The organism is Aerococcus urinaeequi, assembly GCF_001543205.1.
GTDB classification, from domain to species: domain Bacteria; phylum Bacillota; class Bacilli; order Lactobacillales; family Aerococcaceae; genus Aerococcus; species Aerococcus urinaeequi.
In genome coordinates this window covers 611,378-630,070 of the sequence record NZ_CP014162.1, presented here as the reverse complement: position 1 = coordinate 630,070, position 18,693 = coordinate 611,378, and the positions used below count along the sequence as shown (strand labels likewise).

19 protein-coding genes, 1 pseudogene, 1 riboswitch and 1 other annotated feature are annotated in these 18,693 nt (G+C 41.2%); of the genes and pseudogenes, 15 read left to right on the top strand and 5 right to left on the bottom strand.

Features of this window, described 5'->3' with window-relative positions; all coding sequences use genetic code 11:
• Positions 1–21 precede the first annotated feature (21 nt).
• From AWM74_RS09540 to rlmD, 6 genes and pseudogenes are all read left to right on the top strand, one after another.
• Positions 22–291 (top strand): annotated as a pseudogene (locus tag AWM74_RS09540) (PTS lactose/cellobiose transporter subunit IIA); the annotation flags it as partial.
• A complete protein-coding gene (locus AWM74_RS09285) occupies positions 271–1,020 on the top strand; it encodes a 2-keto-3-deoxygluconate permease (protein WP_236702855.1) in 750 nt (249 codons plus the stop codon). The pseudogene AWM74_RS09540 and the gene AWM74_RS09285, both read left to right, overlap by 21 nt.
• Positions 1,021–1,205: 185 nt before the next feature.
• The gene (locus tag AWM74_RS02825; RefSeq protein WP_026466571.1) at positions 1,206–2,141 is read left to right on the top strand and encodes a 2-keto-3-deoxygluconate permease; all 936 of its coding nucleotides are present in this window, start codon (positions 1,206–1,208) and stop codon (positions 2,139–2,141) included.
• A gap of 194 nt (positions 2,142–2,335) precedes the next feature.
• Complete coding sequence (locus tag AWM74_RS02820; protein ID WP_026466570.1) at positions 2,336–2,920, top strand: sugar O-acetyltransferase; 585 nt, start codon at positions 2,336–2,338, stop codon at positions 2,918–2,920.
• Positions 2,921–2,956: 36 nt separating this feature from the next.
• Entirely contained in the window at positions 2,957–3,454 is a 498-nt protein-coding gene (locus tag AWM74_RS02815) for a YehS family protein (RefSeq protein ID WP_026466569.1), read from the top strand.
• Positions 3,455–3,566: 112 nt separating this feature from the next.
• Positions 3,567–4,976 carry a 23S rRNA (uracil(1939)-C(5))-methyltransferase RlmD gene (gene rlmD / locus AWM74_RS02810; RefSeq protein ID WP_026466568.1) on the top strand — a complete coding sequence of 470 codons (1,410 nt, stop codon included), beginning with the start codon at positions 3,567–3,569 and terminating at the stop codon, positions 4,974–4,976.
• Between the two features lie 245 nt (positions 4,977–5,221).
• Here the strand turns inward: rlmD and AWM74_RS02805 are convergent, their stop codons facing one another.
• Complete coding sequence (locus AWM74_RS02805; RefSeq protein ID WP_026466567.1) at positions 5,222–6,103, bottom strand: polysaccharide deacetylase family protein; 882 nt, start codon at positions 6,101–6,103, stop codon at positions 5,222–5,224.
• Positions 6,104–6,312: 209 nt separating this feature from the next.
• On the bottom strand, positions 6,313–6,888 hold the full coding sequence (locus tag AWM74_RS02800; RefSeq protein WP_026466566.1) for a rhodanese-like domain-containing protein: 576 nt from the start codon (positions 6,886–6,888) through the stop codon (positions 6,313–6,315).
• 163 nt (positions 6,889–7,051) lie between these two features.
• On the opposite strand from AWM74_RS02800, the gene AWM74_RS02795 reads away from it, so the two are divergent.
• The 3 genes from AWM74_RS02795 to mmuM all read left to right on the top strand — a co-directional run bounded on the left by AWM74_RS02795 (position 7,052) and on the right by mmuM (position 10,328).
• Entirely contained in the window at positions 7,052–7,624 is a 573-nt protein-coding gene (locus AWM74_RS02795) for an LOG family protein (RefSeq protein ID WP_026466565.1), read from the top strand.
• Positions 7,625–7,728: 104 nt separating this feature from the next.
• Positions 7,729–7,956 (top strand) — a binding site (T-box leader).
• Positions 7,957–8,008: 52 nt separating this feature from the next.
• Entirely contained in the window at positions 8,009–9,418 is a 1,410-nt protein-coding gene (locus tag AWM74_RS02790; protein WP_026466564.1) for an amino acid permease, read from the top strand.
• Positions 9,408–10,328 (top strand): homocysteine S-methyltransferase, encoded by a 921-nt coding sequence (gene mmuM / locus AWM74_RS02785; RefSeq protein ID WP_026466563.1) that lies wholly within the window; start codon positions 9,408–9,410, stop codon positions 10,326–10,328. The genes AWM74_RS02790 and mmuM overlap by 11 nt, the downstream gene beginning before the upstream one ends.
• A 598-nt stretch (positions 10,329–10,926) precedes the next feature.
• Here the strand turns inward: mmuM and AWM74_RS02780 are convergent.
• Positions 10,927–11,442 (bottom strand): hypothetical protein, encoded by a 516-nt coding sequence (locus AWM74_RS02780; RefSeq protein WP_026466562.1) that lies wholly within the window; start codon positions 11,440–11,442, stop codon positions 10,927–10,929.
• Between the two features lie 196 nt (positions 11,443–11,638).
• Here AWM74_RS02780 and budA point away from each other — a divergent pair, with 196 nt between their 5' ends.
• From budA to AWM74_RS02760, 5 genes are all read left to right on the top strand, one after another.
• Positions 11,639–12,343: an acetolactate decarboxylase gene (budA, locus tag AWM74_RS02775; RefSeq protein ID WP_026466561.1), complete on the top strand. Its 705-nt coding sequence runs from the start codon at positions 11,639–11,641 to the stop codon at positions 12,341–12,343.
• Between the two features lie 10 nt (positions 12,344–12,353).
• Entirely contained in the window at positions 12,354–13,094 is a 741-nt protein-coding gene (locus AWM74_RS02770) for a M48 family metallopeptidase (RefSeq protein ID WP_236702845.1), read from the top strand.
• 107 nt (positions 13,095–13,201) lie between these two features.
• A complete protein-coding gene (locus AWM74_RS02765) occupies positions 13,202–14,395 on the top strand; it encodes a dicarboxylate/amino acid:cation symporter (protein ID WP_026466559.1) in 1,194 nt (397 codons plus the stop codon).
• Between the two features lie 118 nt (positions 14,396–14,513).
• Positions 14,514–14,693 (top strand): VOC family protein, encoded by a 180-nt coding sequence (locus AWM74_RS09620; RefSeq protein ID WP_418151282.1) that lies wholly within the window; start codon positions 14,514–14,516, stop codon positions 14,691–14,693.
• 156 nt (positions 14,694–14,849) lie between these two features.
• Positions 14,850–15,365, top strand: a complete 516-nt coding sequence (locus AWM74_RS02760; RefSeq protein WP_236702844.1) for an SRPBCC domain-containing protein — start codon at positions 14,850–14,852, stop codon at positions 15,363–15,365.
• A gap of 65 nt (positions 15,366–15,430) precedes the next feature.
• Here the strand turns inward: AWM74_RS02760 and AWM74_RS02755 are convergent, their stop codons facing one another.
• Positions 15,431–16,111: a 2,3-bisphosphoglycerate-dependent phosphoglycerate mutase gene (locus AWM74_RS02755; RefSeq protein ID WP_026466557.1), complete on the bottom strand. Its 681-nt coding sequence runs from the start codon at positions 16,109–16,111 to the stop codon at positions 15,431–15,433.
• 133 nt (positions 16,112–16,244) lie between these two features.
• A riboswitch (Fluoride riboswitch) is annotated at positions 16,245–16,341 on the top strand.
• 47 nt (positions 16,342–16,388) lie between these two features.
• Between AWM74_RS02755 and AWM74_RS02750 the strand changes: the two genes are divergently transcribed.
• Complete coding sequence (locus AWM74_RS02750; RefSeq protein WP_026466556.1) at positions 16,389–17,570, top strand: cation:proton antiporter; 1,182 nt, start codon at positions 16,389–16,391, stop codon at positions 17,568–17,570.
• A gap of 74 nt (positions 17,571–17,644) precedes the next feature.
• Here the strand turns inward: AWM74_RS02750 and AWM74_RS02745 are convergent, their stop codons facing one another.
• Positions 17,645–18,412, bottom strand: coding sequence for a glucose 1-dehydrogenase (locus tag AWM74_RS02745; RefSeq protein ID WP_026466555.1), 768 nt, complete (start codon positions 18,410–18,412; stop codon positions 17,645–17,647).
• Positions 18,413–18,693 lie beyond the last annotated feature (281 nt).

Genomic DNA, 18,693 nt, shown 5'->3' with positions numbered 1-18,693 from the left:
CATTTAACGGAAGTAGCAGTTATGGATAAAGAAGAAGCAACTATGATAGGTTTTGAAATTGTCGCGTATGCAGGTGAAGTCCGATCAGTTTTGGTGGAAGCTTTATCCAAAGCACGCAATGGTGATTTTGAAGCAGCCGAACGATTAGTTGGCGAAGCGAATGAAAGCTTGATGGATGCCCATAATGCTCAAACAGATATGCTAGCTAAAGAAGCAAGTGGAGAAAATATTGAATTAAGTTTTATTATGGTTCACGGACAAGATCATTTGATGACGACCTTATTACTGAAACACCAGGGTGCCTTAGTCATTTTTAAAATCGTAATTGCGACAGTTTTCTCATTTATTTTTTTAAATTTCTTTGGGTTAGATGGTATCTGGGGGATTTCAGGTTTAGGATTTGTTTCTGTGATGTTGTCTTCAAATCCAGCTATCAACTTATCTATTACTGATTCTTACGGGGATAAGGATGATGCAGCGATTTACTCATTTGCGGTAATTCCATCACTTCCAGCAATACCTTTAATTATTATGAGTGTCTATATCAACGGTGGTTTTGGCGGTGTAGATTGGATGCCAGTTATTTCTGTCTTCTTACCATTAGTAATAGGGATTATTTTTGGGAACTTAGATAAAGAATTCGGTAAAGTGTTTGGTGCAGTTATGCCAGCATCATTAATGTTATTGGGCTGGTTGCTTGGTCAAAATATGGATATGTTTGAAGCAATTAAGTCAGGGGTTTCTGGTATTATTGTAACAATCATCTTCATGATATTAGAAATGCCAACTTCTTATATTTTTGAGAAAAAAGTATTACATTATGAAGGGTATTCAGCAATTGCTTTATCTACCGTTGCAGGTGTGACAACAGCCGTGCCAGCAGTAGTTGCAGTGGCCTTGCCTGAAGTTGCTAAAGACGTAACTTCTGCTACAGCGCAAGTATTAATGGCTACAATTATTACATCGATTGTTGCGCCATTAATTGTTAACAAAATTCACGATAAATATATCAAAAAATAGATAGATAACTAGATTAAAACAAATAGTAATAGATTTTGAGACTGGATTTTACAGTCTCTTTTTCTTCGTCAAGATGTTTTAAAAAATATTGAATACTAGTAAAGCCCTTGTATTCAATATTTCTGCATAGTATGATGGCTTTGATGTACAAATTTATAAAATAAAAACAAAAGGAGTTTATGTGATTGATTAATTTTATGCGTCGAATTCCAGCAGGGACTTTTCTAGTTCCAATGGTTGTGTCTATGGTGATTTATTCATTTTTCCCTAATTTATTTGATATGGGTGGGCCAACAGAAGCTTTTTTCTCTAATTCAGGGACGAATTATATCGTTGGTTTATTGGTATTTGCATCAGGTACAACAGTTGATTTAAAAAAATTAGGCCATTTGATGAAACACCAAGGAGCGTTAGTGCTTATTAAAATGTGTATTTCCATCATTTTTGGGGTAATCTTTCTGCTATTATTCGGTCTTGAAGGTGTTTGGGGGATTTCTGGATTAGGTTTCTTAGCGGTTATTTTATCGATTAATCCAGCTGTACACTTGGCTTTAACCGAAATGTATGGGGATAAGGATGACGCCTCTATTTACCCCTTTGCGGTTATTCCGGCCTTGCCAGCCTTACCAATGATTATGTTATCAGCGTACATCTCAGGTGGTTTTGGTGGTATTGAGTGGACACCAATCATTTCTATCTTCTTACCTTTGGTGATAGGAATTATATTAGGTAATTTAGATCCTGAATTCGGAAAAGTATTTGGTCCAGTAATGCCAGCTGCCTTAATGTTACTTGGTTGGTTACTTGGTCAAGGAATGGATATGTTTGAAGCTATTCGATCAGGTCTTTCTGGTATTATTGTGACAATTATTTTCATGGTTTTATCTATGCCATTGATGTACTTTATTGATAAGAAAGTATTGAAATATGATGGATTAGCCGGCGTATCTATCGCTACAGTCGCAGGTATGTCTACGGCTGTTCCAGCAACGGTTGGTACAGCTTTACCAGCGGTGGCAGGCGATGTGACATCAGCTACTGCACAAGTTTTGATGGCAGCCATAATCACTAGTATACTTGCACCAATAATTGTAAATAAACTTCATCAAAAAAAGAATTAAGCTAGTCAAATTAGCTTATCTTGAAAGGTCGAGACATAAGTCTCGGCCTTTTTAACATTTAAATTGCGTGGTTAACATATTTGCTAGTCTAGTTAATTGAGTCATTAATGGTTAAGGAAGTTACTTCTTGTTATAAATAGATTTTGTTATACTAAGCATTAAGAAATAGGTTAACGATATAAGGAGTTTCATTCATGACAACTGAGAAAGAAAAGATGATAGCTGGGCTGATTTATGACGCCAACTATGACCAGGAATTAATAGACGCCAGAGCGGATGCCAAGGAATTGTGTTATGACTTTAATCATGCACGGCCTAGTGAAAAAGTAAAGCGACAAGACATTATCCGCCAGTTACTAGGCAAAACGGGCGAGAGATTTGAAATTGCAGGGCCATTTTATTGTGATTATGGGTTCAACATTGAAATCGGGGAAAACTTTTATGCCAACCACAATTTAGTTATCCTTGACGGGGCTAAAGTCACTTTCGGAGATAACGTATTTGTTGCACCAGACTGCGGCTTTTATACAGCCGGCCACCCGCTAGATGTTGAAAGACGTAATAAAGGCTTAGAATATGCTAAACCAATAACAGTCGGCAATAATGTTTGGTTTGGTGGTGGTGTGAAAGTCATGCCAGGTGTAACGATTGGGGACGGGGCTGTCATTGGTGGCGGTTCAGTAGTCACAAAAGATATCCCAGCCAACATGATTGCATTCGGTAACCCTTGTAAGCCAATCCGTGAAATTACTGAAGCAGATGCCCGTCGTGACGGTTAATCTGCTATAATAACTATTGAGAGAGGTTGAGATAAAATGAATAATAATGACCGACTAACGCGCTTGCGTTATGCTTTAGATATCAAAGACGAAGATGTTGTAAAAATTTTCGACATGGGTGGGGCAAGTGTCACAGCTGATCAAGTTCGTGCTTTTACTACTGCTACACGGACGAATGAAAACGAAAATGAATATGAGCGTGAGTATGAAGAAGTATTGAATAATGAACACTTTGAACGCTTTTTAAATGGGATTATCACTTCCCAACGTGGCGTCCGTGAAGGGGCCCCGGAACCAAAGCTAGAGTTAACTGACGACAATGCCAACAATCTATTATTGAAGAAAATGAAGATTGCCTTGTCATTGACCACAGAAGATTTGCATGAAATCATGGAAGATGCTGGCGGCCGTTTAACCAAAAGTGAATTAGGTGCCGTCTTACGTAAAGAAGGTCACCGCAACTACAAACCATGTGGCGACCGGTACGCACGTAACTTCCTAAATGGGTTGAAAATGCGCTACCGCGGGGAATAAATTACCGTCACATATATAGTAGTTAATAGTAGAAATCAGACTGGGGAAACCTAGTCTTTTTTCGTATAAACTGTTATAATTTCTTGACAATTGCCAGAAGAGGTGTGAAAAAGTGAAGAAAGATCTATATCCGACAGAAGTTCTTGAAGTGACAGTTGAGAAACTGGACCATACAGGCGTGGGGTTTGTGCGCTATATCCATCCGCCAGAAAAAGGCCCCCACGGAAAACATTTACTACTATTTATCGATAATGTCGTCCCAGGCGACAAAGTCCGCGTGACTGTGCCCAATGCCAAAGGACGTCATAAAGCCAGTCTATCATTTGACGAATTGCTGGAACCAAGTCCCATGCGGAATTTGGATATGCCAGTAGACCGAGAAATGGCTGCCGGTGCGCCCCTACAATTTATGAAATACGAAGACCAGCTAGCCCACAAAGAAATTCTAATTAAGGGTTATTTAGCAGAAGCTGGCTTTGATACCAACCTAGTCAAACCCATCATCGGCATGGATAATCCTTACCGATACCGCAACAAGATGGAATTAACTTTTGGCGTAGACGGGTCTTTAGGTATGCACCAACAAGGAAATTACCGCAAAGTTATCGACTTAGAAGACTCCATCCTAGCCCCAGAAGAGATGATTGCCATTAAAAAAGTTGTCTCCAAATGGCAAAAAGACTACCAATTCCCAGGCTTGGATAAAGATACTAAAGAAGGTTTGCTATGCAACTTATTGATGCGTCAATCATTTGCAACAGGGGAAATCATGGTCGCCATTTACGCTTTAGAAGCACCGGATGCTTATACTGAAGCCATCGAAGACCTTACCCAACGCCTTCTAAACGCGCAACCACGGATTGTTTCCTTCCAATGGTTGAAGAAAAATGGAGGTACCGAACGGTCGTATGACAATGATGTCTATCTCATTCACGGTCGTGACTATATCAACGACGAACTACAAGGTTTTAAATTCCGTATTTGGCCAGATACTTTCTTCCAAGTAAATCCTGTCCAAGCCAATAAGATGGTCGAAACAGCGATTGACATGGCTCAGGTCAAAGAGGATATGAAAGTATTAGACCTATTCTGTGGCATCGGGACTTTTTCATTACCATTAGCAGCCGCTTCTAAATCGTTGGCTGGGATTGAAATCGTAGAAAACTCAATCAACTCAGCTAAACGAAATGCCGCGGATAATAACCTAGATAATACCTTCTTTATGGCCTCAGATGCCAGAGCAGGATTGCGGGTTTTACCAGATGTTTGGGGACAACCAGACTTATTATTATTAGACCCACCACGTAACGGGGCGGGCGGTAAAGTCATGCGTGCCATCGGTCGATTCGGCACCGACCGCATTGTCTACGTGTCATGCGGACCGAAAAGTTTAGCAGCCGACCTAGTTTGGTTACTCGACTTTGGCTACGAAGTCGTAGAAGTGCAACCAATCGACCAATTCCCTCATACCGCACATTTAGAAAACATCGTGTTATTAAAGAAAAAAGAAATAAAAGATTAATTAAAACATGAATCCTGTGGTTTCAACTCTATTTAGTAACTTTTGATGATTAATAGATAAGCCGGTGGCTTTAAGGTAGTCCACGAATACATTCAATAGTTACAGAATATAAATATATGCTAATTATGATGAGTAACTTCTCAATGTAGTCAAATTAATAGCCAATATAAAAAGATAGTGAATGTTAACTTAAATAGACACTATCTTTTTGCGTGTATAAATGTTTTTAAAATCAAGTGGTTGGATTATAAGTCAGCCATTTCGTCTCGTGTGGCGATGTCACGGGCGTCAACAAATTCGTAACCTTTGGCTTGAATACCGTCTAGTATGGCCGGCATAGCTTCGTTGGTCCAAGTTAAGTCGTGCATTAATAAATTAGCGCCTGGAGATAAGAATTCAGTGTTCACCATGACATCTGCTAGCATTGCTGGGTTTGAATAGTTTTCGTCCCAATCAAAACCATACGACCAGTTCATCGCCACCATGTTTTCTTCTTCTAAAATCCCCTCTAATTCTGGGATTTCAATACCGTGTGGTGGACGGAAGAATTGTGGGCGATAACCAATAACTTCTTCAATAATATCTTGGTTACCAATAATTTCGTGACGCAAGGTTTCTTCGTCAGGTACTTGGTCAAGACTATAATGCGTAAGCGTGTGGTTACCAATCACATGACCCATGTCGGCAATCTCTTTTAATGCTTGTCGGCCTTCTTCGCCATCTTCACCTTGTAAGTACATACCGTTGACGAAGAAAAGCCCGTAAATACCGCGGTTGGCCATAGCTTGTGCTTCCTCTACTGACGACGTTGGTGTTTCGGGTAACTTCCTTGGTACATCATCGACAGTGGCGAGTACAACATTAGGGTTCGCATCCTCATTAGCCGGCAATACACTTGAGGTCTCAGGGTCGATATAGTAGTTAGCTACTTGATTATCTGTATCTTCATTAGTATCCTCATCTTGGTCAGTGATTTCCGCATCCTCACTACCATTATTAGTGGACGCCTCTGAAGATTCACTAGAAGTACTTTGTTCTTGGGACCCATCGCCATTCTCTTGTTCATTTCCAGCACAACCAGCTAAAAGCAAACCTGTTAATAATAGAACGGGTAATCTTTTCAACATGTCCTATTCCTCCCTATAACGTATAATATATATCTATCATACACTGATATATAAAAGATTACGGAAAAAAATCATTTAAATTTCAGAAAAACAATCACGCAAATGAAAAAATAGTGATCGCTGACTTGGCAATCACTATCTTTTTAATAATATTAGTGGAGATTCCCCTCAGTAAAGCAACATAGCAAACTAAAATACAGCTAAAACAATTATTCCCCTTGGGCTTGAATGACTGCTTTGATGCCGCCTTCGATGACATGTGTTTTGTTGTAGCCATGTGCTGTTAAGTAGGCGTCGCCTGCTGTGGCACGGCCGCCTGATCCACATAGTAGGTAAATATCTTTGTCGCTATCAATTCTTTCTAAGTTATCGGCTAGCTTTTCTAGTGGGATATTGACCAAGTTTTTCTCTGGTGCTGGGCGGGTAATTTCATCTGGGTGACGTAAGTCTAATAAGACATAATCCTGGTCATCAGATAATTGTAAGAAATCTGCCGCTGTGATTTCTGCACTTGTAACCAATACTTCTTGCGGGATATCTTCAAAAAGAATATAAGCGTTTGGATCTAGGTCTTCAAAGTCAGCGAGCGATTCTTCCTTATCTGTAAGGATGACAAGGTTCTCTTTGTTTTTGACCAAGCCATCCCAGTATTTGTCTTTTTGCTTGGCTGTGACGTTCAAACTATTCGGCAAGTGACCTTGGCGGAAGGTTGTATTGTCACGGATATCCACCACTACTTCGTCTTGTAAGTTTTCGTATGCAATTTTATCTAATGTTGTTGTCATATAACCACCTCTTCTATTTAAATTATGACAGGATGCGTGGGGTGAGTCAATGTGGGTGCTTGATAGTGAATGCCAACAAGATGCCTTTCGCCCTTTTTCAGGGGAGGTACTTGTCAGATGCTGAGGGTTTGGCTAAAATATTGGGAAAGAAGGGGTGTTGTGGATGGAACTTGAAAGTGTTGCGGTATATTTGGGGTCGGCTACTGGAGATGACCCAGTTTATGAAGAGATGGCGACAAGGGTCGGCGAAGTGATTGCTAAATCAGGGCGGACTTTGGTTTATGGTGGGTCAAATGTGGGTTGTATGGCTGCTGTAGCGAACGGGGCTTTGGCTTTTGGCGGCGATGTGATGGGGGTTGTGCCACAGAAGTTGGCGGACAACAATATTCAACATCCTGACCTGACTAAATTGTTTGTTGTTCAAGGGATGCACGAGCGAAAGGCACAGATGATTGATTTGTCTGACGGGTTTATTGCCTTGCCGGGTGGCCCAGGGACCCTGGAAGAGTTGTTTGAGGTGATTTCCTGGAAGCAAGTTGGTTATCACGATAAACCAATCGGGATTTTGAATGTGAATAACTACTATGATGGCTTGTTGGACTTTTTGGATTTTCAAGTCGATCATGGGTTTATGCATCAACAATACCGGGATATGTTGTTGGTTGAAACTGATCCAGAAGTCTTGTTAGAGAAAATGGCTGCTTATGAACCGACAGCAGAAGCGAAGTGGAAATAGATATATACAGGTTTCGATATAAATACTTTAACAGTAATGGCAAATGAAAGTAAGCACAAAATAATTGACAACCATCCATCATTCTTGTATATTTATTAAAAATATATGAAACTTTGATGAGATAAGTAGCTGGGAAAGAAACCATAGAGAGTCTGCGAATGGTGAAAGCAGATGTTTCGGAATCAGCGAAAATGGTCTTTGAGTTATCACGTGTGAGGGAAACTTAGCAAGTGACGGGTACGCCCGATAGCGCGTGAAGGGATGACAGTCCCTTGCTGAGATAATCTTTATGATTATGAACAAAGGTGGTAACGCGAGCATTCGCCCTTTCAATAGGGGGAGTGCTTTTTTTTTATATTTTAATATATTTTTGGAGGGAAAAATATGGAGCAATCATTTGTAAGGGAAATGACATCAAAGCATCTAGTTATGCTTTCATTGGGTGGGGTAATCGGAACTGGAATCTTCTTGAGTTCGGGGTATCTCATTCAAACGGCGGGTTCGATCGGAACAATCATTGCGTATCTGATCGGAGCATTTTTGGTGACGCTGGTCATGATGTGCTTGGGCGAATTGTCGGTCCACGAGCCTAGTACGAGTTCGTTCCACAACTACGCTTCAAAATACATCCATCCCGGAGCAGGTTTCGTGGTGGCGTGGCTTTATTGGCTGACGTGGACAGTGGCATTGGGTTCGCAGTTCATCACCTTGGCGATTTTGTCACAACGCTGGTTCCCCGGCATTCCCAGTTGGCTTTGGTGCATCTTTTTTATCGGCATTATTGTACTTTCAAACATTATTGATGTGCGTTGGTTTTCCGTCAGCGAATTTTGGATGTCGCTGATCAAAGTGCTCGCACTGGCATTTTTCCTTATCCTGGGTCTGGGTGGCATATTCGGATTTATACCGATCCAGGGAAATGAATCAGCACCACTTTTCAGCCATCTGACGGAAAACGGTTGGTTCCCGAAAGGCGCAGGCTCTGTTTTCTTGGCGATACTGTCTGCTAACTTCGCTTTTTCCGGTGCGGAATTGATCGGCGTAGCCGCTGGTGAAACGTCGGATCCTAAGAAAAATATCCCGAAAGCAATCTTGCAGACAATCGTCATTTTGGTGGTCCTTTTCATCGGGACGATTGTTGTGATCGGTGCGCTGCTTCCGGATTCTGCGGCTAATTTGGATGAAAGTCCGGTGACCGTCATCCTGAATTTGATGGGTATCCCATACGCAGCAGACATCATGAACCTCGTCCTGATCACTGTAGTCCTTTCCGGCGCAAACTCTGGGGTCTACGCAGCATCAAGAATGCTGTGGTCATTGGCCAATGCAGGAACATTGCCGAAACGTCTCGCCAAATTATCCAAACGCGGGTTGCCGATTTACGGGTTGTTGCTGACCATTTTGGGTGGGCTTCTCTCCCTATTTTCCAGCATCTATTCCGCGGACACCGTTTACCTGGCTTTGGTATCCATCTCCGCATTCGCGGTCGTGGCGGTTTGGTTGAGCATCGCTTGGGCACAACTGAATTTCCGCAAATACTATCTGAAATCGGGGCATAAACTGGATGAACTGGCTTACCAAACACCATTCTATCCAATCGTTCCGTGGCTCGTCATTATCCTTTGCTCCGTTTCGATCATCGGCATCGCGTTTGATCCGAACCAGCGGATTGCCTTGATCATCGGCATCCCATTCACGATCTTGTGCTTCTTTTATTACCAGTTATTCTTCAGCAAAAAGGCTTCTGTAGCAATCGAAAATCAAGAAGTGGGTGAGCTTTCCGATGAATTTTAAAGAGTGGCAAAAGAATCAAAAAGTGATCCTCATCGATGGTTCGATGTCCTTAGGTCTGGAGGAGCAAGGCTTGGACCTGAATGATGAGTTATGGACCGCGAAAGCATTAGTGAACGAACCGGATAAAATTGAAAAAGTCCATCAGAACTATTACGATGCCGGGGCAAACATCGCCATCACAGCGAGCTATCAAGCGACGGTTGCCGGGTTCGAGCGTTTGGGCCATACAACCGAAGAAAGCCGGGCTCTGATCAAAAGAACGGTAGAACTAGCGAAACAGGCCCAAACGAAAAGCCAAGGCCTGCAAGAAAAATGGGTGGCGGCTTCGGTCGGACCATACGGAGCCTATTTGGCGGACGGCTCTGAATATCGGGGCAATTACGGTCTGTCGCAAACCGAATTGGTCGATTTCCATCGCGAAAGGTTAGAGTTGCTGCTGGAATCCGGGGCTGATCTGCTGGCCATCGAAACCATTCCGGATCTAACGGAAATCCAGGCTGTGATTGAGTTGCTAGCCCAACATCCCAAGACGACAGCTTGGCTGACGGTGACTTTGAAGGACGATCACCATTTATGCGATGGGACCGATCTGCGTGTATTCCAGCTATTGGCAGAGTCGTCCGAGCAAATCATTGCCTACGGCGTCAATTGCGTGCAGCCGGATTTAGTTTTGCCGGCCTTGGAATATCTGAAGGAGATTGCGACAAAGCCATTAGTTGCTTATCCAAACTCGGGAGCGACCTACGATGCCACTACAAAAGTATGGACGCACAGTCATGCGGTTGATGAAGTATTCTCAAACGAAGCATTGAAATGGCATGAGTCAGGATGCAAATGGATCGGCGGCTGTTGCTGCACATCAGCCAAAGAAATCAGTTTGTTGAAGGAAACCTTTTCCGCAATTCTTTAGTTGGAATAAACATAATAAAATAAACCCATCATTCTTTATGCAAAATAGAGTATGATGGGTTTTGTGTCTTTTAGTAGTGGGGTGGTCATACCCCGAGTATTTCTTTCAAGCCTTGTTTATGACTTTCGTACTGCTTTCATTTATGGTTTGTTGTATACAAATCAAGTAAGGTGGTGAGTACTGTGAGGAAAATCAAAACTTTGAAATGGTAAGATGACAATATGGATTCATAGTTTTCTTCCTTTCTGTAGTTGGTGGTACATCTATTTTAAAGGAAAACTGTGGATCTTTTTTTGAATTTTTTATGTGTTGCACTTAAATTGTAAATTCGTCATATAGAAAAAGGGGCTTTGACATTAGTGTCAGGCCCCTAATTACTATTTACCACAAGTCGTAATATCAGGCTCTTCTTACGCAAGGCATCCGTATGTCGCTGCGTTCCGTCGGCTGTCCCACAAAAGTCAAACTCTTTCGATGGTTTCCAAAATACGCCAATTACTTCCGGTAATTGTTCGGCTTTTTAAGGTGTAAGAGCCGACACCAAGAAAGGAACCTTTGGAAGATTAGAGCAGCGACTTTTGTCGCAGCTCCTATCTATCTACCACAAGTCTTCTGCTTGGTCGTAATATGTCTGGTATTTTTTGATGATGTCGTCTTTTTGTTTCAAGACGTTGGCTAGACCTTTGACCAATTCGCTAGATGTTTCCACCATCGACATGTCCTCTTTTTGGCTTAAAATGGCGTCTGAAACCCCGTCGTAGGGTACTGCTTCGTAGATTTCATCCAGGATCTTGGTGATTTGGTATGCTAACCGTTCTTTTCGTTGCTCTTCGTAGGCTTTAATTTGCGGTAGGGCACTGATCATATAGCGAAAGTCAAGGTGTCGGGTCATCTGCCCATTTTGCACGAGGACATATTCCTTCTCGAAGGGTGAAATGCCAGGAAATTGGCCGTGAATTTGGTACCAACCATCATAAATTTCCCACACGCCGGGCCGGATCTCAGGCTGAAAATCCCGCTTCAAGACGAAAGTCTCATCATCACCAGTAATTTCCGCCATCCACCGCTTCTCCTCCTCGCCAATCGGCATCAAAGGCAACTCGTGCGAAATCATCCAACCACTCCTTTCAAATTTTTTGTCTAGTAAGTACTAGTTAGTATAGGAAAAAGGGTCAACAATTTCAAGCTGTCATTCCTACAACAGCTTGCGAGACGAGGGTAAAAAAGGTAGTATGGTCATGACAAGAAGTGACATCGTTTAAATAAAATGAAAATGAACTGTGCACAGAAAGCGATACGGGGAGACAGATATGGCGAAACTATTTCAACATCAAACATTAGGCGACTTAATGGCGGGCTTTTTCGATGGGTCGATGACCATAGAAGCCTTATTAAAAGAGGGCAACTATGGGATTGGTACCATGGACCATTTAGATGGGGAATTAATCGTGATTGGAGGCAAGGCATACCAGGCCAAGGAAAACGGTGAATTAGTTGTTTTAAAAGGGGACGAAACCGTTCCGTATGCAGCCGTTACTGACTTTACGCCTGACCAAACCTTCACCGTAAACGAATTATTTACCCTAGACGAATGGCATCAGTACCTAAAAGGGAAATTGAAATCCTTATCGACATTTTCAGTCATCCGCATCGAAGGGTCTTTTGATTTCATGCATACCCGGGTCATCCCGCGCGTTGAAGAACCTTTCCCGCGCTTTATCGAAGCCAGTCGTAAGCAACCCGAATTCAAGCAAGAAAACGTCAAGGGTACTTGCATCGGGATTTACGGTCCTTACCTATTTGAAGGTGTAGTTAAACAAGGCTTTCATTGCCATTTTATCAGCGAAGACAAGAACTTTGGTGGGCACATCATTGATTATAGGATTAATCATGCAGATGTATCCGTCCAAACCGTCACCGACTTCCACCAGCATTTCGCAACTGATAATACAGCTTTCATGAATGCCACAGTCAATTACGATAACCTCATTACAGAGATTAACGAGAGTGAATAAGGTAGTCATTTTGCCAAAAAAAGCGCACGGGGAGGTGCTAGCTATTAAACTTGATATGACCATCGCGGGCTATCCCGTTCAAGTAACCAAGCAGGCCAACTATAAAAACTTGACCTTAAAAGCCGTCCCGCCTCATGGATACCTGCGCATTTCAGCACCCAATTATGCCAGTAAAGCTGCTATTGTCGCCTTCGTGGAAAACAACTTAGCCCAAATTGAGCGGATGCAGGCGGATATCCAAAGCCGCTACCAAGACCAAGTCAAACGCTATGAAACCGGCGAAAGCCATTATTTATGGGGCCAAGCCTATCCTTTACTAGTCATTGAAAAACCGGGTCCGACGTCTTGCCAATTAATGGATAACCAGCTAGTTTTAACTGTCAAACCAGGTATGGGCCAGGTTGAGCGGACACAAGTCATGATGACCTTTTACAGACAAGCGTTGAAAGACCAATTAGCTATTACCGGGCCTAAAATGATGGCCCATATGGACGTATGGGCCAATGAATTTCGGGTCAAGCAAATGAAAACCAGATGGGGGACCTGCAATATCCAGAAGAAACGCATCTGGATTAGTTTGAACTTGGTCACTGCACCATTGATCTGCCTAGAATCAGTCGTTGTTCACGAATTAGTTCATTTACTAGAAACTAACCATACCAAGCGTTTCTACCAGCTAATGGACCAATATTTTCCGAAATGGCAAGAAGCGAATGCAATTTTGTCGAAATTACCTAGTGTATTTCATTAAAAATCTGTTAAAATAAAAGCAGTAATCTCATAAAAATAATTTAAGCCCCAAGTTGATTTGGGACTTTTTTCTTTTTGAGAAAGAAATGATTTAGAGGAGTTGTTCATATGGCAAAGAAGGGGTTTAAAATACCGTTAGCCTTGAAATTAGTAATTGCAATTATATTAGGGATCATCGTCGGCCAATTTGGCTTTCTACCAGAAATTTTCTTCCAAGTATTAAAAACATTATCCGGATTATTCTCTGAGTTCCTGTCCTTCATCATTCCATTGATGATTGTCGGCCTGATTATTCCAGGTATCGCTGAACTAGCAGAAGGTGCGGGCAAACTTTTAGGGATTACCGTAGCCATTTCCTACGGGTCAACATTCGTTGCCGGTATCCTAGCCTATACTGTGGCCAGCAATTTATTTCCGATGTTTATCACCTCCGATTTGGCAAATACCATCCAAGAATCAGGCGAAGGGGCAACCGCCTTATTCTCAATTGGTCTAGAACCCATGTTTTCAGTTACCGCAGCCATCATTTTCGCCTTTATGTTAGGCTTAGGGATTTCTTGGCTACGAGCAAGAGGACGCGGAGAATCTTTAATGACAGTATTTACCGACTTCGGTAAGGTTATCGATTTAACCTTACAAACAGTCGTGATTCCATTCCTGCCATTCTATATCTTCTTCAACTTTGCAGACATGTCATATTCAGGCTCAGTATTCGCTGTTATGTCAGTCTTTTGGCGGGTATTAGTCACTGCCATCTTCTTACATTTACTATACCTAACCTTCATGTTCGCCGTGGTTGGTGCTTACGCCGGTAAGAACCCAATTCAAATGATGAAGAATCAAATTCCAGGTTGGTTAACAGCCGCAGGTACCCAATCATCTGCCGCAACCATTCCAACAAACGTTGAAATTGCCCGGAAAAATGGCGTCTCTGAGCAAATTGCTAACTTCGTTGTGCCACTATGCGCCACTATCCATCTAGCAGGTTCAATGATTACCATCATATCTTGTGTGACAGCCATCTTAATGATGTACTCAATGCCAATCTCAATTGGTACAATGGCTGCTTTCGTCATGGTATTAGGAATCGCTATGGTCGCAGCACCAGGTGCACCAGGTGGGGCTATCATGTCAGCTTTACCATTCTTACCAATGGTTGGTTTAACAGAAGCTTTCAATCAATTAGCGATTTCTCTATATATCACGCAAGATTCATTTGGTACCGCAACAAATGTATCAGGTGATAACGCCATCGCGGTTATCATCGATGCCATCTACAAAAAAGATAAAAAAGCCGAATAAGTAAAGTAATTTAATAGATAATAAATAAAGGATTCAGTATGAAAGCTGGATTCTTTTTTATGACAAAATAGGGTGCTTGACTTGATTTGATATCGGGAGTTCGAATTTTCACCTGCTTGTGGTAAACTGTATAAGGATTAGTGGCGTCTGCTCGGTAAATCTTATTGTGGCAACGTGTACTTTAAATAGCCAGCTATATATTTCTTTAAGTGGTGGACCCTATTGCCACTTCCAATTTAATGAAGCAATCTCTTTAACAATTCATTGTAATAATCAGGGGGAGATTGATTATTACTAGGAAAAGTTGACAGTTGTTAAAGAAGTTGAGCAGTGTGGTTGGCTAAAATATAAATATGGGTTATCATAGCAACTTGTGTCTGTAAGTATTGAAAAATGACGAGAAAAGTCAGTACACATTTAAGCGATGATGTAGATGAAGAGGATTGAAATCCAAATGCTAATAAATTTAGCTTTAGGGAAAGGAAACAACATGTTATTTGGGCAGTTAATTGAAAATGAAAGTTCATATTCTCTATACTTTGAAAGGGAATTTTATCAGTCAAAAGAAGCTGTATTTGATGCTTTGACTGATCCAGTCATTTTTTCAAAATGGTATCCATTCGCAACTGGAGAGATGGATGGTCAAGTTGGAGGGCTCATCAAATTTGATGATGGAGAAGGTAATCTTTATCAAGGGGTGATTACCAAGTTTTCACTAGCTGATGGTTTTGAATTTATTGAAGATAGTCGAGATGTGATGCGTATGGAAGTTTCTGAAACAGCATCTGGTTCAAAGTTACATTTCTACCATACATTTTCTGACTTAGCTTGGCTAGTGCAAACTGCTACAGGTTGGCATAATTGTCTTAATGTATTCGTTCAAATTATGAATGGACAACCACCACAATGGCCATTACCGGATGAATTAGTAGCGTTAACGCAAGCTTATGAAGAGATATTTAGAAAATAAAAAATAGCCTAGAAATTAGTGGCCTAATCTGCCAAAAATTCCGAGCTATTTTTTTATTTGCTAGTTTATTTTTTGGTTAAAACTTTTTTATTAGAAATATGTAACTTTTCATCAATATCATAAATAATCGGTTCACCTGTTGCGATTTCTAAGTTTGGAATATCTTCATCAGAAATATCTTCCAAATACTTCGTTAGAGATCGCAAACTGTTACCATGCGCAACGACAAGGACATCTTTACCTTCTTTTAAATCAGCTGCAATAAGGTCTTCCCAGTAAGGCATTGTTCGATTTAGAGTATCCTGCAAACTTTCACCAGCTAATAAGTGGTCGATATCTAAGTCTTGATAACGTCGGTCAAAGGTATTGCTTGTGGCTTGTGGTGGACGTACATCATAGGAACGACGCCAAATATGTACTTGGTTGTCACCGTGAATCGCAGCTGTTTCTGCTTTGTTTAAACCTTGAAGGGCACCGTAATGGCGCTCGTTCAACCGCCAGTGTTTGTGGACTGGTAAATAAAGTTGATCTAGATTTTCTAGTGTATAAAAAGTTGTTTGAATGGCGCGTGTTAATAGGGAGGTATGTACGACATCAAAAGTTAAACCTTCTGCTTTAAGCGCGAGACCCGCTGACTTGGCTTCTTCTACTCCTAGTGGACTTAAGGCTGGATCTAACCAACCTGTAAACACATTTTGTAAGTTCAATTCACTTTGCCCGTGGCGGATAAATACTAATTTAGCCATATTGTCCCATCCTTTCATGGATACTTTGGACTGATTTTTAGGTTCGCCTACACTATACACCCACGGCAAATTGATAGCAAGAAATTGTCACTAAAGGCTTGTCTTATATTGAAGAAAACCCTATACTAAGGAATATAGAAAAGGGAATGAGGTTCTCCCTGGTCAAGTGGATGGTTATTAAAAATCATCTTATACCGAACCGCTGAAAGGCTGATGACTTCTGCAAGTAAAATTGCAGGACTGTCAGCTTTTTTTGTGCCTGCAAAAGGAGGAAAAGATGTTACTATCGTTAGGATTTATGATTATTGTGGGTTATCTATTGGGGTGCTTGTTTGATGCCCTAAATTTACCTAGTTTAGTTGGCTATATTATTGCGGGTCTATTAATGGGGCCGGCTATATTTAACTTGATTGGTCAGGAGACCTTAGCTATCTCAAGTGACTTAAGAAGAATTGCATTGGTGATTATCTTACTTAGAGCAGGCTTAAGTATTGATTTACAAGATTTGAAGAAAGTAGGACGTCCAGCCATATTGATGAGCTTCTTACCAGCTACCATAGAAATTATTGGTACGATGATATTAGCGCCACTATTTTTTGATATGTCTTACCTATCTGCAGCAATTCTAGGTACTGTTATTGCCGCTACATCACCAGCCGTTGTTGTTGCCCGTATGTTAGATCTAATGGGTAAGGGATATGGACAGGAAAAAGGGGTACCGCAGATGGTTCTGGCGGGTTCTTCTATGGATGATATCTTCGTCATCATTATTTTCACTGCTTTAACAGCCCTAGCCCAAACGGGGGAATTCCATTGGTTAAGTATGGTTGCCATGCCTACGTCTATTATATTAGGTATTGCTGGTGGCTTGGTGGTCGGTTGGCTACTATCCTTGCTAATTGAAAAATATCAACTATCAGGTGGTTATCCCGTTATTTTAACATTCGGTATTGCTATGCTATTTGACGGACTTGAAAAAGTGATGACCGGGCCTATTGGTTTTTCAGCCTTGCTTGCAGTGATGGCTATGGGATTCATGATGCTTCGAGTTAATCCAGTTCAAGCTAAAGGCGTACAAATAGGTTTCAATCATTTGTGGCAGGCCTTTGAAATTGTTTTATTTGTATTAGTGGGCGCCAGTATGTCCATTGAATCAGTCAAAGACTCTGGCATGATTGCAGTATTATTAATTATTTTATTATTAGTATTTAGGGCAGCTGGTGTTTTACTGTCTCTTGCAGGAACAAAATTAAATAAAGCAGAAAGATTATTTGCTGTTTTTGCCTATATACCTAAAGCGACCGTACAAGCCGCTATAGGTGCTGTACCCTTAGCTATGGGATTAGCAAGTGGTCAAACAATCTTAACCATATCTGTTGTGGCTATTTTAGTGACCGCGCCTCTTGGTGCAATTCTGATTGATCAAACACATAATCGTCTATTAAAGGATGACCGATAATATATAGAAAAAGCTGGACTCGTAAAATGAGTACCAGCTTTTTTTGAGTAGAGAATGTGTAAAATATGAATGAATTAAAATGGTGCAGTGAAACCGCCATCTACGGTAATGATATCACCGTTAATGAACTTAGCATCGTCTGAAGCTAAGAAGACTGCTGCATGGGCAATATCTTCTGGATGACCAATGCCAGGGTTTAGGGCACTCACGCCTCCGATACGGCTGTTGCCAAAGTCACTTAAATCTGTCATCGTTGAAGCGATATTTGTAGCAATAGCACCTGGCGCAATCCCATTCACCCGGATGTTTTGTTTGGTATACATAAATGCGGTTGATTTTGTCATTGCAGATACGGCATGTTTAGAAGCAACATAGGTTGTTCCTGCAACACCATGGATTAAGCCCCCGATAGAAGTGATGTTGATGATGTTACCTGGTTTATCTTCGTTGAGCCAATAATTAATTGCTGCACGCATCCCATACATGACGCCATTCACGTTAACTGCGATAACCCGGTCAAACTTTTCGGTATCAATTTCAGCAACGGGTTCGTTTTTATCCATGATACCGGCATTGTTGACTAAAATATCTAATCCACCATAGGTATCGATGGCTGTTTGGATAGTAGCGACTACCTGATCGTTGTCTGATACATCTACTTGAACAGCAGATGCTTGACCACCACCAGCAATAATTCCTTCAGCAACAGTTTCAGCACCTGACATATCGTAATCTGCGACGATTACTTTAGCACCTTCTTTAGCGTATACTTCTGCAATACCCTTACCAATTCCCGAGGCAGCCCCTGTAACGACGGCTACTTTATCTAATAATTTTGTCATGATAATCCTCCTAAGATTGTCGACCGATCATATGTTCAAGCATTCGCAAATTAGACTAAAAAAATAATAATATAAGTTGTTTTGTTTAATGTAAGCCCTTTCCTATCTACAATTATATTGTAAGAAATTTCGTAAATTATTGCTAGTTTTATCATCACAAAATCGAAATAAAAAACATGCACTTGTCATTGATAGTGTACTATCAAGTTAAAGCGCATGTTATATAAGGGATTTGGATTTTCCTAGTGCTTAGTATAGCTAATAAACGTTCAGCTACAATT